The 12,316-nt window shown below is 74.0% G+C and carries 11 protein-coding genes; 6 read left to right on the top strand and 5 right to left on the bottom strand.

What is annotated here, in order from left to right:
* The first annotated feature begins 23 nt into the window (after window positions 1-23).
* From ADJ73_RS09625 to ADJ73_RS09610, 4 genes are all read left to right on the top strand, one after another.
* A complete protein-coding gene (locus ADJ73_RS09625) occupies window positions 24-398 on the top strand; it encodes a globin (RefSeq protein ID WP_050348093.1) in 375 nt (124 codons plus the stop codon).
* 51 nt (window positions 399-449) lie between these two features.
* Entirely contained in the window at window positions 450-2,216 is a 1,767-nt protein-coding gene (locus ADJ73_RS09620; RefSeq protein ID WP_082176889.1) for a glycoside hydrolase family 13 protein, read from the top strand.
* Between the two features lie 91 nt (window positions 2,217-2,307).
* Entirely contained in the window at window positions 2,308-3,126 is an 819-nt protein-coding gene (locus ADJ73_RS09615; RefSeq protein WP_050348091.1) for a glycerophosphodiester phosphodiesterase family protein, read from the top strand.
* Complete coding sequence (locus tag ADJ73_RS09610) at window positions 3,123-4,514, top strand: MFS transporter (protein ID WP_156188194.1); 1,392 nt, start codon at window positions 3,123-3,125, stop codon at window positions 4,512-4,514. The genes ADJ73_RS09615 and ADJ73_RS09610 overlap by 4 nt, the downstream gene beginning before the upstream one ends.
* A 94-nt stretch (window positions 4,515-4,608) precedes the next feature.
* On the opposite strand, the gene ADJ73_RS09605 is transcribed toward ADJ73_RS09610, so the two are convergent.
* Together ADJ73_RS09605 and ADJ73_RS09600 are read right to left on the bottom strand one after the other, a co-directional pair.
* Window positions 4,609-5,241: a hypothetical protein gene (locus ADJ73_RS09605; protein ID WP_050348089.1), complete on the bottom strand. Its 633-nt coding sequence runs from the start codon at window positions 5,239-5,241 to the stop codon at window positions 4,609-4,611.
* Window positions 5,238-5,690 carry an acyl-CoA thioesterase gene (locus tag ADJ73_RS09600; RefSeq protein ID WP_050348088.1) on the bottom strand — a complete coding sequence of 151 codons (453 nt, stop codon included), beginning with the start codon at window positions 5,688-5,690 and terminating at the stop codon, window positions 5,238-5,240. Before ADJ73_RS09600 ends, ADJ73_RS09605 begins: the two co-directional genes overlap by 4 nt.
* 56 nt (window positions 5,691-5,746) lie before the next feature.
* Between ADJ73_RS09600 and ADJ73_RS09595 the strand changes: the two genes are divergently transcribed.
* Window positions 5,747-7,930 (top strand): RecQ family ATP-dependent DNA helicase, encoded by a 2,184-nt coding sequence (locus tag ADJ73_RS09595; RefSeq protein ID WP_082176888.1) that lies wholly within the window; start codon window positions 5,747-5,749, stop codon window positions 7,928-7,930.
* Between the two features lie 77 nt (window positions 7,931-8,007).
* Here the strand turns inward: ADJ73_RS09595 and ADJ73_RS09590 are convergent, their stop codons facing one another.
* Entirely contained in the window at window positions 8,008-8,517 is a 510-nt protein-coding gene (locus tag ADJ73_RS09590; RefSeq protein ID WP_156188193.1) for an AMIN-like domain-containing (lipo)protein, read from the bottom strand.
* A gap of 146 nt (window positions 8,518-8,663) precedes the next feature.
* Between ADJ73_RS09590 and ADJ73_RS09585 the strand changes: the two genes are divergently transcribed.
* Window positions 8,664-9,623, top strand: coding sequence for an acyl-CoA thioesterase (locus tag ADJ73_RS09585; RefSeq protein WP_050348086.1), 960 nt, complete (start codon window positions 8,664-8,666; stop codon window positions 9,621-9,623).
* A 96-nt stretch (window positions 9,624-9,719) separates the two neighbouring features.
* Here the strand turns inward: ADJ73_RS09585 and ettA are convergent, their stop codons facing one another.
* Both ettA and ssb read right to left on the bottom strand, forming a co-directional pair.
* Window positions 9,720-11,402, bottom strand: coding sequence for an energy-dependent translational throttle protein EttA (gene ettA / locus ADJ73_RS09580; RefSeq protein WP_050348085.1), 1,683 nt, complete (start codon window positions 11,400-11,402; stop codon window positions 9,720-9,722).
* Between the two features lie 98 nt (window positions 11,403-11,500).
* A complete protein-coding gene (gene ssb, locus ADJ73_RS09575; RefSeq protein WP_050348084.1) occupies window positions 11,501-12,067 on the bottom strand; it encodes a single-stranded DNA-binding protein in 567 nt (188 codons plus the stop codon).
* Window positions 12,068-12,316: the final 249 nt, after the last annotated feature.

Raw genomic sequence — 12,316 nt, 5'->3', positions numbered from 1 at the left:
CACCAACGGGACCGGGAGACGACGTGACGTTCTACGACGAGGTCGGCGGGGCGCCGACCTTCGAGCGGCTGGTGCGGGAGTTCTACCGCGGGGTGGCCGCGGACCCCGAGCTGCGGGCGATGTACCCCGAGGCGGACCTGGGCCCGGCCGAGGTGCGGCTGCGGATGTTCCTGGAGCAGTACTGGGGCGGCCCGACGACCTACTCCGAGCAGCGCGGCCACCCGCGGCTGCGGATGCGGCACGTGCCCTTCGCGGTGACGCCGACGATGCGGGACCACTGGCTGCAGCACATGATGACGGCCGTCGACACGCTGGGGCTGGACGACGACCACGACCGGATGCTGCGGCTCTACCTGACCAACGCCGCGCACTCGCTGGTCAACACCCCCGAGGCCTGACCCCCTGCAAGACCTTGCAGACCGTGGCAGGGATTTCGTCGGGCGCGCGGGATGCCGCAGCATGGTGGTGTGACCTCCGACACCGCCGTCCTCCTCGCCGACGCAGCCGACCGCACCGAGGCAGCCGATCCAGCAACCGCCGAGGCGTGGTGGCGCCACGCCGTGATCTACCAGGTCTACCCCCGGTCCTTCGCCGACGGCGACGGTGACGGGATGGGCGACCTGCCCGGCGTGATCGGCAAGCTGCCCTACCTGCAGCAGCTGGGTGTCGACGCGGTCTGGCTGTCGCCGTTCTACCCCTCGCCGCAGGCCGACGCCGGCTACGACGTCAGCGACTACCGCGACGTGGACCCCCGCTTCGGCACCCTCGCGGACGCCGAGGAGCTGGTGCGGCGCGCCCACGAGCTGGGGATGCGGGTGCTGGTCGACCTCGTGCCCAACCACACGAGCGACGAGCACGCGTGGTTCCGGGCGGCGCTGGCCGACCCGCAGGCCCCCGAGCGGGACCGCTACATCCTCAAGGCCGGTCGCGGCGTCGACGGCGAGCTCCCGCCCACCGACTGGCGATCCGTCTTCGGCGGCCCGGCCTGGACCCGCGTGACCGAGGCCGACGGCACCCCGGGGCCGTGGTACCTCAACCTCTTCGACTCCAAGCAGCCCGACCTCGACTGGGAGCACCCCGCGGTGCGTGCGGAGTTCGAGGCGATCCTGCGCTTCTGGCTGGACCGGGGCGTCGACGGCTTCCGCGTCGACGTCGCGCACGGCCTGGTCAAGGACCAGTCCTTCCCCGACTGGGACGCGCACACCGACATGATCACGGGCGACGGCGAACGCCGCCCCACCAACGCCAGCCCCTACTGGGACCAGGACGGCGTCCACGAGATCTACCGCTCCTGGCGGCGGGTGCTGGACTCCTACAACCCCGAGGGCGACCCGCAGGCCGACCGGATCCTGTGCGCCGAGGCCTGGGTGACGCCCGTGGACCGCGCCGTGCTCTACACCCGCGATGACGAGATGCACCAGGCGTTCAACTTCGACTTCCTCGAGTCCCCTTGGCGGGCAACGGATCTGCGCGACCGCATCACGCGGTCGCTGGACGCGGCGGCGAGCGTCGGCGCCCCCACCACGTGGGTGCTGTCCAACCACGACGTGGTGCGGCACGCGACGCGCCTCGGCTACCCCGTCGGCTCCGGCCGGCGCCGCGGCATCGACGCGCGGTCGCCGCAGCCCGACGCCGCGCTGGGGCTGCGGCGGGCCCGGGCGGCCACGGCGCTGATGCTGGCGCTGCCCGGGTCGGCATACGTGTATCAGGGCGAGGAGCTGGGCCTGCCCGACCACACCACCCTGCCGGACGAGCTGCGCGAGGACCCGGCCTACCACCGCACCAAGGGCACCCCCGAGGCCGAGATCGGGCGGGACGGCTGCCGGATCCCGCTGCCCTGGGTGGGCGGGGCGCCCGGCAACGGGTTCTCCCCCACCGGCCGCACCTGGCTCCCCCAGCCCGAGGCGTATGCCGACCTGGCCGCCGACCGGCAGGAGGGGCAGCCGGGGTCCACCCTCGAGCTCTACCGCACGCTGCTCGCCGAGCGCCGCCGTCACGGCCTCGGGACCGGGCCGCTCACGTGGTCGACCGAGGCCGGCCCGGACGTCGTGGCGTTCACCCGCCCGGGTCCGCGCGGGGACGTCGTCGTGCTGGCCAACCTCGGCGAGGAGCCGGTCGCGCTGCCCGCGGGCGCCGAGGTCCTGGTGGCGAGCGGTCCGCTCACCCCCGAGGGCCTGGTCCCGACCGACACGACCGTGTGGGCGCGCACGGCCTGACGTCCTTCGCACGCGTCGCAGATCTTCGGGTTCGAACCCAAAGATCTGCGACCTGCGTGAACCGGCACGCCACTGGCCCTAGGTTGGCCTGGTGAAGGCTGCCCAGTTCCCCTACTTCGACGCGCCGCGACCGCTGGCGCTCGCCCACCGCGGCGGCGCGCTCTACGGCCCCAACGTCGGCAAGGAGAACACCCTCGCCGCCTTCCGCGCGGCGCACGACCTCGGCTACCGCTACCTGGAGACCGACGTCCACGCCACCGCGGACGGGCAGGTCGTGGCCTTCCACGACAGCCAGCTGGACCGGGTCACCGACCGGGCGGGCGCCATCGCCGAGCTGCCGTGGGCCGCGGTCCGGGAGGCCCGGGTCGCCGGGGAGCCCGTGCCGCTGCTCGCCGAGCTCCTCGAGGCACTCCCGGACGCCCGCTTCAACATCGACATCAAGGCGCCCTCCGCCGTCGTCCCGACCGCGCAGGCGGTGCTGCAGGCCGGGGCCCTGGACCGGGTCTGCGTGGGCTCGTTCTCGCAGCGGCGGCTGCGGCACGTGCGCGAGCTGCTCGGGCCGCGCCTCGCGACGGCCGCGGGCGGGGCCGGCGTGGCCTCGCTGCGCTTCCTGCCCCGGCTCGTGACGCAGTGGCTGCGGACGCCGGCGCCGGTGCTGCAGATCCCGCGCACCTACACCCTCGCCGGTCGCGTCGTCGAGCTCGTGACGCCGGCGCTGGTCGAGGCGGCCCACCGGCGGGGCAAGCAGATCCACGTGTGGACCATCGACGACGCCGCCGAGATGCACGAGCTGCTCGACCTCGGGGTGGACGGCCTCGTCAGCGACGCCATCGACACGCTGCGCGGCGTCCTGCTCGAGCGCGGCGCGTGGCAGGGGCCACCGCCGGACCCGGCTACCGTGGAGCGGTGAGCCCCGCCGAGACACCCGCCCCGCAGGGACCGATGGGGCCGGCATACCGGCTGGTCACGGTCATGATGCTCGCCCAGGTGACGCTGGTCGCCTTCGAGTCCATGGCGGTCACGACGGCGATGCCGACGGTGGCGCGCGAGCTCGACGCCGTCCGCTCCTACGGGCTCGCCTTCTCGCTCTTCCTGTCCGCGCAGCTGCTCGGGACGGTGCTCGCGGGCTCGTGGTGCGACGCCCGGGGCACCCTGCCACCGCTGCTGACCGGGCAGCTCGGGCTCGCGGCCGGGTCGCTGCTCGCGGGGGCCGCCCCGACCTTCCCGCTGCTGCTGCTGGGGCGGGTCGTGGCCGGGCTCGGCGGTGGCTTGCTGGTGGTGGCGCTCTACGTCATGATCGGCCGCGCCTACCCGGACGCGTTGCGCCCCAAGGTCTTCGGCTGGCTGTCGGCCGCGTGGGTGCTCCCCTCGATCGTGGGCCCGCTGCTCGCCGCCTGGCTGACCGAGGCGTGGTCCTGGCGCGGCGTCTTCCTGGTGTGCGTGGCCCCGATCCTGCTGACCGGGGTCGCCACCTGGGTCAAGCGCGCCACCGTCGACCCGCCCGGCCACGAGTCCTCCGGCCGGGAGCGCCACGAGCACGCGCGGGCCGCCGTCGCCGGCACCGCCGTCGCGCTGGGCGCCGGTGCGCTGCAGTGGGGTTCGCAGTATGTCGAGCCGCCCCGGCCGCTGCCCCTCGTGGTCGCCGGGATCGGGGTCGCCGTGGTCGCCCTGGTGGCGCCGCGGCTCGTGCCGCGCGGCACGGTGCGGATGGGCCGCGGCCTGCCCTCGGTCATGCTCGCGAGGTTCCTGCTCACGGCGAGCTTCAACGGGGCCATCACCTTCGTGCCCCTGATGCTCGTCAACGAACGCTCCCGCTCCAGCACCACCGCCGGCGTGATGCTGACGCTGGGCTCCCTCGGCTGGTCCCTCGGCGCCGCGCTGCAGGGGCGCGAGTCGCTGTCGAGCCGACCGTCGCGGCTGCTGGCGGGCGGCGGCGCGCTGGTCGCGACCGGGATGCTCGCGCTGGTGGCCGTGATGGGGCTCGGGCTGAGCGAGTGGCTGGTGCCGCTCGCGGTGCTGCTGCTCGGGTCCGGGATGGGCCTGGCCATGTCGACGACCTCCGTGCTCGCGCTCGACCTCACGCCCGTCGAGCAGCACGGCCAGGCCTCCTCGTCGCTGCAGCTCGCCGACGCGCTCGGGTCGGCGCTGGGGGTCGCGCTCACCGGCGCGGTCTTCGCCGCGCTGCACCGGGCACCCGGCGAGGACACCGGCGCCTACCTGCTCATCTGGGCCTGCTGCGCGGCCAGCGGGGCGCTCGTGGTGCTGGCCGGACGGCGCTCGCGACCCGTCGGCCCCTGAGCGCGGCGGCGCGTCAGGACGCAAAGGGTTAGGACTCACGGGGTGGGGACCGGGTGAGTGAGGACTCCTGGGTGAGGAATGCGTGGGTGAGGGCTCAGTGGGTGAGGACGTGGCCGCCCCGGGTCGTGAGCCGCAGCCAGCGACCGCAGCGGTAGACCGTGCCCGGGTCCTCCCCCACGAAGCCGAGCACCTGAGCGGCGAACGCCAGCCCCGACGGGACGCCCTCGGCCTCCCTGGCCTCCATCGGCCGGGCCCAGGTGCGCCGCCGCAGCTCGGCGACGGCCAGCGCGCCCGCGCGACCGTCGGTGCCGCGCGCGACCTCGGCGATGCCCTGCTGGGCCGCGGCCCGCAGCTCGTCCGCGCTGACCCGCCCGAACGGCACCCACCCGACGCGCGGCGGGGCCACCCCGGCCCACGACACCGACAGCTCCGTCGGGGGCACCGGGAGCGCCTCCCCCTCGGACCGGGCGAAACGGTCGAGCAGCCCGGAGACGGGGACCGTCACGTCCAGGTCGGCGGGGACGGCCAGGCGCATCGTGCGCAGCCCCAGCACCAGTCCGTCGGCGCTGAGCCCCGCGCCCGGCAGGACGGCGGCATACGCCGCGAGGACGGTCCCCTGCGCCTGCAGGCGCACCGCGCCGTCGCGGTCCACCGAGGCGGCCCGGGAGACGAAGGTGCGCAGGTCGGTCGCCGTCCCGGCGTCCAGGAGCCGCAGCTCGGCGGTCACCGGCGCCTCCGCAGGGGGACCGGCTCGCCCAGGTAGCCGCGCATGACGGCGCGGTGCTCCTCGGCGATGCGGGTGGGGCGGGCCTCCGCGAAGTCGTACATCACCATGGTGGACTCGGCGCGTGCGTAGACCCGGTCGCCGACCCGCTCGGGGTCCCGGATCACGTAGCCGAGGTCGTAGGACGCGCCCGCCAGCCGGCTCACCCACATGTCCACGGCGATCGGGGCGTGGCGGAACTCCAGCGGCAGGAGGTACTCGATCTCGCTGCGGGCGACGAGCACGCCGCGCCCGAGCACCGGGTCGTGCTCGCCGAACCAGTCGCGGAAGCCCTCGACGCGCGCCTCCTCCAGGAGCCGGAGGTACTGCACGTTGTTGACGTGGCCGTAGGCGTCCATGTCGCTCCAGCGGAGCGGCACCTCGACGCTGTAGGCGCTCGTGGCATCGGGCATGGGGCCATCATGGCGCACCGGAGGGTGTGTCGGTGGGGGCGTCTAGCGTGGTGGGCATGACCTTGCCGACCCAGCAGCCCGTGACCGCTCGCGACCCGGTGCCCGACGACGTGCTCGACTACGGGGCCGACGACGTGCCCGACGAGGTGCGCGGGGCGGCGTTGGCCGCGCTGCGACGGCTGGTCGGGCGCGACGACGTCGACTTCCGGGAGGGGCAGCTCGAGGCCGTGTCCGCGCTGGTGTCGGCGCGCCAGCGGGTGCTCGTGGTGCAGCGGACCGGGTGGGGCAAGTCGGCGGTCTACTTCGTGGCGACGGCGCTGCGGCGCGCGGCCGGGGCGGGCCCGACGATCATCGTGTCGCCGCTGCTCGCGCTGATGCGCGACCAGATCGCGGCGGCGCAGCGCGCCGGGGTGCGCGCGGTGACGATGAACTCCGCCAACGCCGACGCGTGGGGCGAGGTCGCCGCGGCTCTTGCGGCCGACGAGGTCGACGTGCTGCTCGTGAGCCCGGAGCGGCTCAACAACCCGCGGTTCCGCGACGAGCAGCTGCCCGGGCTGGCTGCCCGGTGCGGGCTGCTCGTGGTGGACGAGGCGCACTGCGTCAGCGACTGGGGCCACGACTTCCGGCCCGACTACCGCCGGATCAAGGACCTGCTGGGCGAGCTTCCGAGCGACGTGCCGGTGCTCGCGACGACGGCGACCGCTAACGCGCGCGTGGTGTCCGACGTCGCCGAGCAGCTCGAGGTCGGGGGCCACGAGGTCCTCACGGTGCGCGGGTCGCTGGCGCGCGACTCGCTGCGCCTCGGGGTGCTGCGGCTGCGGTCGGCCGAGGAGCAGCTGGGCTGGCTCACGGCCCACCTCGCGGAGCTCCCGGGCAGCGGCATCGTCTACGCCCTGACGGTGTCCGCGGCCGAGGACGTGGCGGAGGCGCTGCGGGCGGCCGGCCACGAGGTGCGCGCCTACACCGGGCGCACCGACCCCGCCGACCGCGAGCAGCTGGAGGGGATGCTGCGGGACAACCAGGTCAAGGCGCTGGTCGCGACCAGCGCGCTCGGGATGGGCTTCGACAAGCCCGACCTGGGCTTCGTGGTGCACCTGGGCTCCCCCAGCTCGCCGGTCGCCTACTACCAGCAGGTCGGCCGCGCCGGTCGAGGGGTCGCACGCGCCGACGTGCTGCTGCTGCCCTCGCCGTCCGACCGCGACATCTGGGCTTACTTCGCGAGCGCCTCGATGCCCCGGCCCGAGCAGGCCGAGGCCGTCATCGCCGCGCTCGGGCAGGCCGAGCGTCCGCTGTCGACCGCCGCGCTGGAGACCGTGGTCGACGTGCGGCGGACCCGCCTGGAGCTGCTGCTCAAGGTCCTCGACGTCGACGGCGCCGTGCGGCGGGTCCAGGGCGGCTGGACCGCGACCGGCCGGCCATGGAGCTACGACGCCGACCGCTACGCCCGGGTCGCCGAGGCCCGGGAGCGCGAGCAGGAGCTCATGCTGACCTACCAGCGCGGGGACGAGTGCCGGATGTCCTTCCTGCAGCGCGTCCTCGACGACCCCACCGCCGCCCCGTGCGGGCGCTGCGACGTCTGCGCGGGAGCGTGGTTCGCGACCGAGGTGCCCCAGGGCGCGGTGGCCCAGGCCCGCACCCGCCTGGACCGGCCCGGCGTGCTCGTGGAGCCCCGCGCCCAGTGGCCGTCCGGCATGCCGCGGCTCGGGGTCGAGGTCAAGGGCCGCATCAGCCCCGGCGAGCAGGTGCTGCCGGGCCGCGCCCTCGCCCGCCTCACCGACCTGGGGTGGGGCCAGCGGGTGCGGGCGCTGCTGGCCGGGCCGGACGCCCCGGTCGACGAGGCGCTGCTGCGGGCGTGCGTGCCGGTGCTGGCCGAGTGGGACTGGGAGCAGCGGCCGTTCGCGGTGAGCTGGGTGCCCTCACGGTCCCGGCCGCAGCTGGTCGAGTCGCTGGCCCGGGGCCTGGCCACGATGGGCCGCATGGTCGACCTCGGTCCGATGGAGCTGCGCGACGGCGGACCGGTCGGCGAGCGCGGCGGCAACAGCGCCTACCGCCTCGCCGGCGTCTGGGACCGGGTGGCCGCCGGACCCCTGGTCCGCGACAACCTCGAGCTGTCCCCGGGGGCCGTGCTCCTCGTCGACGACCTCGTCGACTCCCGCTGGACCATGACCGTCGCGGGCCGGGCGCTGCGCGCCGCCGGAGCGACCCACGTGCTGCCCTTCGCCCTGGGGGCGGCGGGCTGACCGCGGCGCGGCATACGGCTGCGGCCGCCACCCGGGTGAGGTCCCGGGAGGCGGCCGCGGCGGTCGGTCAGGTGCGGTCACCAGCGGTGGGCGACGTCCACGACGATGCGGTTGTGGCTGCCCGGGCCCTTGACGACGAAGATCCGGTAGGGCAGCCGCGCCCGGGTCACGATGCCGACGGCGTCCAGGCCGTCGACCTTGCCGGCGTAGACGACGCCGCGGACGGTCGTGAAGCTCGTCGGGAGGGCCTGGCCGGGCTTGACGCCGACGGGCACCAGGCGGGTGCGCGACCCGACGGCGATGACCTGCGGGCTCTTCGCCGTGCCGACGTAGCCGGCGATGGTGGCGCCGGTGCGGCCGTTGAGCTCGAAGACCACGCGGTCGTAGCACGCGTGGTGGCCCGTGCGCAGCGCGGTGGCCGGGGTGCCGGTGACGGGGCTGGACAGGTTGATGGCCTTCTCCTGCGAGCCCCAGGCCACCCGGCAGCTCGTGGCCGCGCCGGCCGTGGGCAGAGAGGCGAGGGAGACGCCCCCGACGGCGGCCGCGGCGACGGCGGCAGCAGTGAGGCCGCGAGCGAGTGCTGGCATGGAATCCCCTTGTGTGACAACGATGTCGGGTCGGCGAGCAGCCGACGCGGTCACTCTGGCCCCGGGGTGGGCGCGGCGTCTGCGGCGACGGCGCCGACTAGTCACCCAAGTCATCCGGTCGGCCCTGAGGGACTAGTCTTCGAGGCGTGACCCAGACACCCCAGGACCCGTTCGCCGAGCTGCTCGACATCCTCGACCTGCGCCACCTCGGGACCGCGCGCATGACCGTGAGCGCCCGCAAGGACGCCGGGCCGGAGTCCTTCCTGACCGAGCAGATCCTCGGCGACCCCGACCGCGAGATCTTCGAGGGCGGCAGCCAGTGGCAGCCGCACGGTCGCGTCTTCGGGGGGCAGGTGCTGGCGCAGACCATCATCGCGGCGGGCCGCACCGTCACCCCGCCGGACGGGGCGCCCGCGCGCCCGATCCACTCGCTGCACGGCTACTTCGTGCGGCCCGGGGACGTGCGCAAGCCGATCAGGTTCTCGGTCGAGCGGATGCGCGACGGCCGGTCCTTCTCCACGCGGCGGGTCCACGCGATGCAGGACGGCGACGTCATCCTGTCGATGACGGCGTCCTTCCAGGAGCCGGCCGGGGGGCTGGAGCACCAGGACCGTATGCCGCAGGTGCCTGCGCCCGAGACGCTCGCCAGCGTCGCCGAGAAGTACGGCCACGTGGACCATCCCGCCGCGAAGCACCTCGCCTACGGCCGACCCATCGACCTGCGGCACGTCCGCGACGACCTGTGGTCGCAGCCGGCCGAGCAGCGCGAGGTGCGCCAGGAGCTGTGGCTTCGGGCGGTGGGCACCCTGCCCGACGACCCGCTGGTGCACGCCGCGGTGATGGCCTACGCCAGCGACTACGCGCTGCTGGAGCCCGTGATCCGGGCCCACGGCGTCGCGTGGATCGACTCGCGGCTGCGCGCGGCCAGCCTGGACCATGCCATGTGGTTCCACCGGCCGGCGCGGGTCGACGAGTGGATGCTCTACACGCAGTACTCCCCCAGCGCGCAGGGCGGCCGCGGCCTCGGGATGGGCCGGATGTTCACGCGCGACGGCGTGCTCGCGGCGACCGTCGCCCAGGAGGGCATGGTCCGCCTCAAGGGCTGAGCCACGGCGGCTCGGCCCGTCCTGCCGTCGAGCACCCTCCCCGTATGCCGAGCGCCCACCGCCCCGTGGGGCAGCGGGCGCTCGCGCGGCCCACCGTCAGTCGCGGGTGAGCTTGCGGTAGGTGACGCGGTGCGGGCGGGCGGCGTCCTCGCCGAGCCGCTCGATCTTGTTCTTCTCGTAGGCCTCGAAGTTGCCCTCGAACCAGTACCACGCCGCGGGGTCCTCCTCGGTGCCCTCGTAGGCGAGGATGTGCGTGGCGACCCGGTCCAGGAACCACCGGTCGTGGCTGATGACGACGGCGCAGCCGGGGAAGTCCAGCAGGGCGTTCTCCAGCGACCCGAGGGTCTCGACGTCGAGGTCGTTGGTGGGCTCGTCGAGGAGCAGCAGGTTGCCGCCCTGCTTGAGGGTCAGCGCCAGGTTGAGCCGGTTGCGCTCGCCGCCGGAGAGGATGCCGGCCTTCTTCTGCTGGTCCGGGCCCTTGAAGCCGAACTGCGAGACGTAGGCGCGCGAGGGGATCTCGACCTTGCCGACCTGGATGAAGTCCAGGCCGTCGGACACGACCTCCCAGAGGTTCTTCTCGGCGTCGATGCCGGCGCGGGACTGGTCGACGTAGGAGATGTCGACGGTGTCGCCGATCCTGACCGAGCCGGAGTCCGGCTCCTCCAGACCGACGATGGTCTTGAAGAGCGTGGTCTTGCCGACGCCGTTGGGGCCGATGACACCGACGATGCCGTTGCGCGGCAGCGTGAACGACAGTCCGTCGATGAGGACCCGGTCGCCGAAGCCCTTCTTGAGGTCCTTGACCTCGATGACGGTGCTGCCGAGGCGCGGCCCCGGCGGGATCGTGATCTCCTCGAAGTCGAGCTTGCGGGTGCGGTCGGCCTCGGCCGCCATCTCCTCGTAGCGCTGGAGGCGGGCCTTGGACTTGGCCTGGCGACCCTTGGCGTTGGAGCGGACCCACTCCAGCTCGCTCTTGAGCCGCTTCTGGAGCTTCTGGTCCTTCTTGCCCTGGACCTCCAGGCGGGCGGCCTTGGACTCGAGGTACTTCGAGTAGTTGCCCTCGTAGCCGTAGAGCCGCCCCCGGTCGACCTCGCAGATCCACTCGGCGACGTTGTCCAGGAAGTAGCGGTCGTGGGTGACGGCGAGGACGGCGCCGGGGTAGGCGGCCAGGTGCTGCTCGAGCCACAGCACCGACTCGGCGTCGAGGTGGTTGGTGGGCTCGTCGAGCAGGAGGAGGTCGGGCTTGGACAGCAGCAGCTTGCACAGCGCCACCCGGCGGCGCTCACCACCGGACAGGACGGTGACGTCCGCGTCGCCGGGCGGGCAGCGCAGCGCGTCCATGGCCTGCTCCAGCTGGGAGTCCAGGTCCCACGCGTCGGCGTGGTCGATCTCCTCCTGGAGCTTGCCCATCTCCTCCATGAGGGCGTCGAAGTCCGCGCCCTCCTCGGCCATCTCGGCGGAGATCTCGTTGAACCGGTCGACCTTGGCCTTGATCTCGCCGAGGCCCTCCTCGACGTTGCCGAGCACCGTCTTGGCCTCGTTGAGCGGGGGCTCCTGCAGCAGGATCCCGACGCTGTAGCCCGGAGAGAGCCGGGCCTCGCCGTTGGACGGCTGGTCCAGGCCGGCCATGATCTTGAGGATCGTGGACTTGCCGGCGCCGTTGGGGCCGACCACCCCGATCTTGGCACCGGGGAAGAACGACATCGTCACGTCGTCGAGGATGACCTTGTCGCCGACCGCCTTGCGGGCCTTGGACATGGTGTAGATGAACTCCGCCATGCTGCTCAGGCTATCCGGCGGCCGGGGGAGCCACCCAATCCGCGACGCCGGCGCGACACCGACTCGACACCGCCGCGACGACGCCGCCGCCTCGTCCGCTACGCGTAGGCCGACACGCGGCTCTCGCTGTCGGCGTAGTCGGTCCCCTGCGGCTCCTGCGACTGCTCCGACCCCTCCGGCTCCCCGTCGAAGTCGGCAGCCCGGTCCTCGACGTCGGCGAAGGGCGCCTCGTCGGGCTCCGGCAGGCCGGCGTCCTGGGCGTGGACCTGCTGCACGGCGGTGTCCGTCAGCCGGTCCGGCACCGCCGACCAGGTGCCCCGGGTCACGTCGGCGTAGGCGAAGGTCAGGTCCGGGCCCACCGCGTGGGCGTCGATCTCGACGCTGGTGCCGCGGCGCTCGCCCGACTCCCAGTCGGCGACGCGCAGCCGCCCCTGGACGATGCACCGGTTGCCGCGCTTGAGCGTGCCCATGACGTTCTGCGCGAGGGACCGGAAGGTCGTCACGCGCACGAAGTTGGTGTGCCCGTCCGTCCAGACGCCGTTGGCGTCGCGGCGCCGCTCGGTGCACGCGAGCCGGAAGGTGGCGAAGCCCTCCCCCTTGGACGTGATCCGCAGCTCGGGGTCGGCGACAAGGTTGCCGGTGATGGTGACGATGGTCTCGTGCATGACTGGTCCTCCTGGGTCCACGGCCCCGTCCGGGCCTCGTGGTCCCCAGCCTGCGGGCTCCGGCGCAGCCGGCCCAGGGGGTGTTGCCCGGCTGTGGACAGCGTCGCGGAAATCCGCGTCCGCCCCACCGGCCTGTGGACAACGAGCCGGTTGGTGGGCGGTGCGGCCCGGGCACGGTGGTCGAGCGCTCACCGGCCTCTGTGGACGCTCCCCGTCACGCGCAGGCGGCCAGGACCGGTCCTGTGTCGA

The sequence above is a fragment of the Arsenicicoccus sp. oral taxon 190 genome (genome assembly GCF_001189535.1).
Taxonomy (GTDB): Bacteria; Actinomycetota; Actinomycetes; order Actinomycetales; family Dermatophilaceae; genus Arsenicicoccus.
This window is presented reverse-complemented; position numbering and strand designations above follow the sequence as displayed.

Bases quoted from the DNA above. Each gene is read 5' to 3' on its own strand.
- ettA (WP_050348085.1), bottom strand. From the start codon at position 11,402: ATGGCGGAGTTCATCTACACCATGTCCAAGGCCCGCAAGGCGGTCGGC.
- ADJ73_RS09595 (WP_082176888.1), top strand. From the start codon at position 5,747: ATGACCTTGCCGACCCAGCAGCCCGTGACCGCTCGCGACCCGGTGCCC.
- ADJ73_RS09620 (WP_082176889.1), top strand. From the start codon at position 450: ATGCCGCAGCATGGTGGTGTGACCTCCGACACCGCCGTCCTCCTCGCC.
- ssb (WP_050348084.1), bottom strand. From the start codon at position 12,067: ATGCACGAGACCATCGTCACCATCACCGGCAACCTTGTCGCCGACCCC.
- ADJ73_RS09600 (WP_050348088.1), bottom strand. From the start codon at position 5,690: ATGCCCGATGCCACGAGCGCCTACAGCGTCGAGGTGCCGCTCCGCTGG.
- ADJ73_RS09590 (WP_156188193.1), bottom strand. From the start codon at position 8,517: ATGCCAGCACTCGCTCGCGGCCTCACTGCTGCCGCCGTCGCCGCGGCC.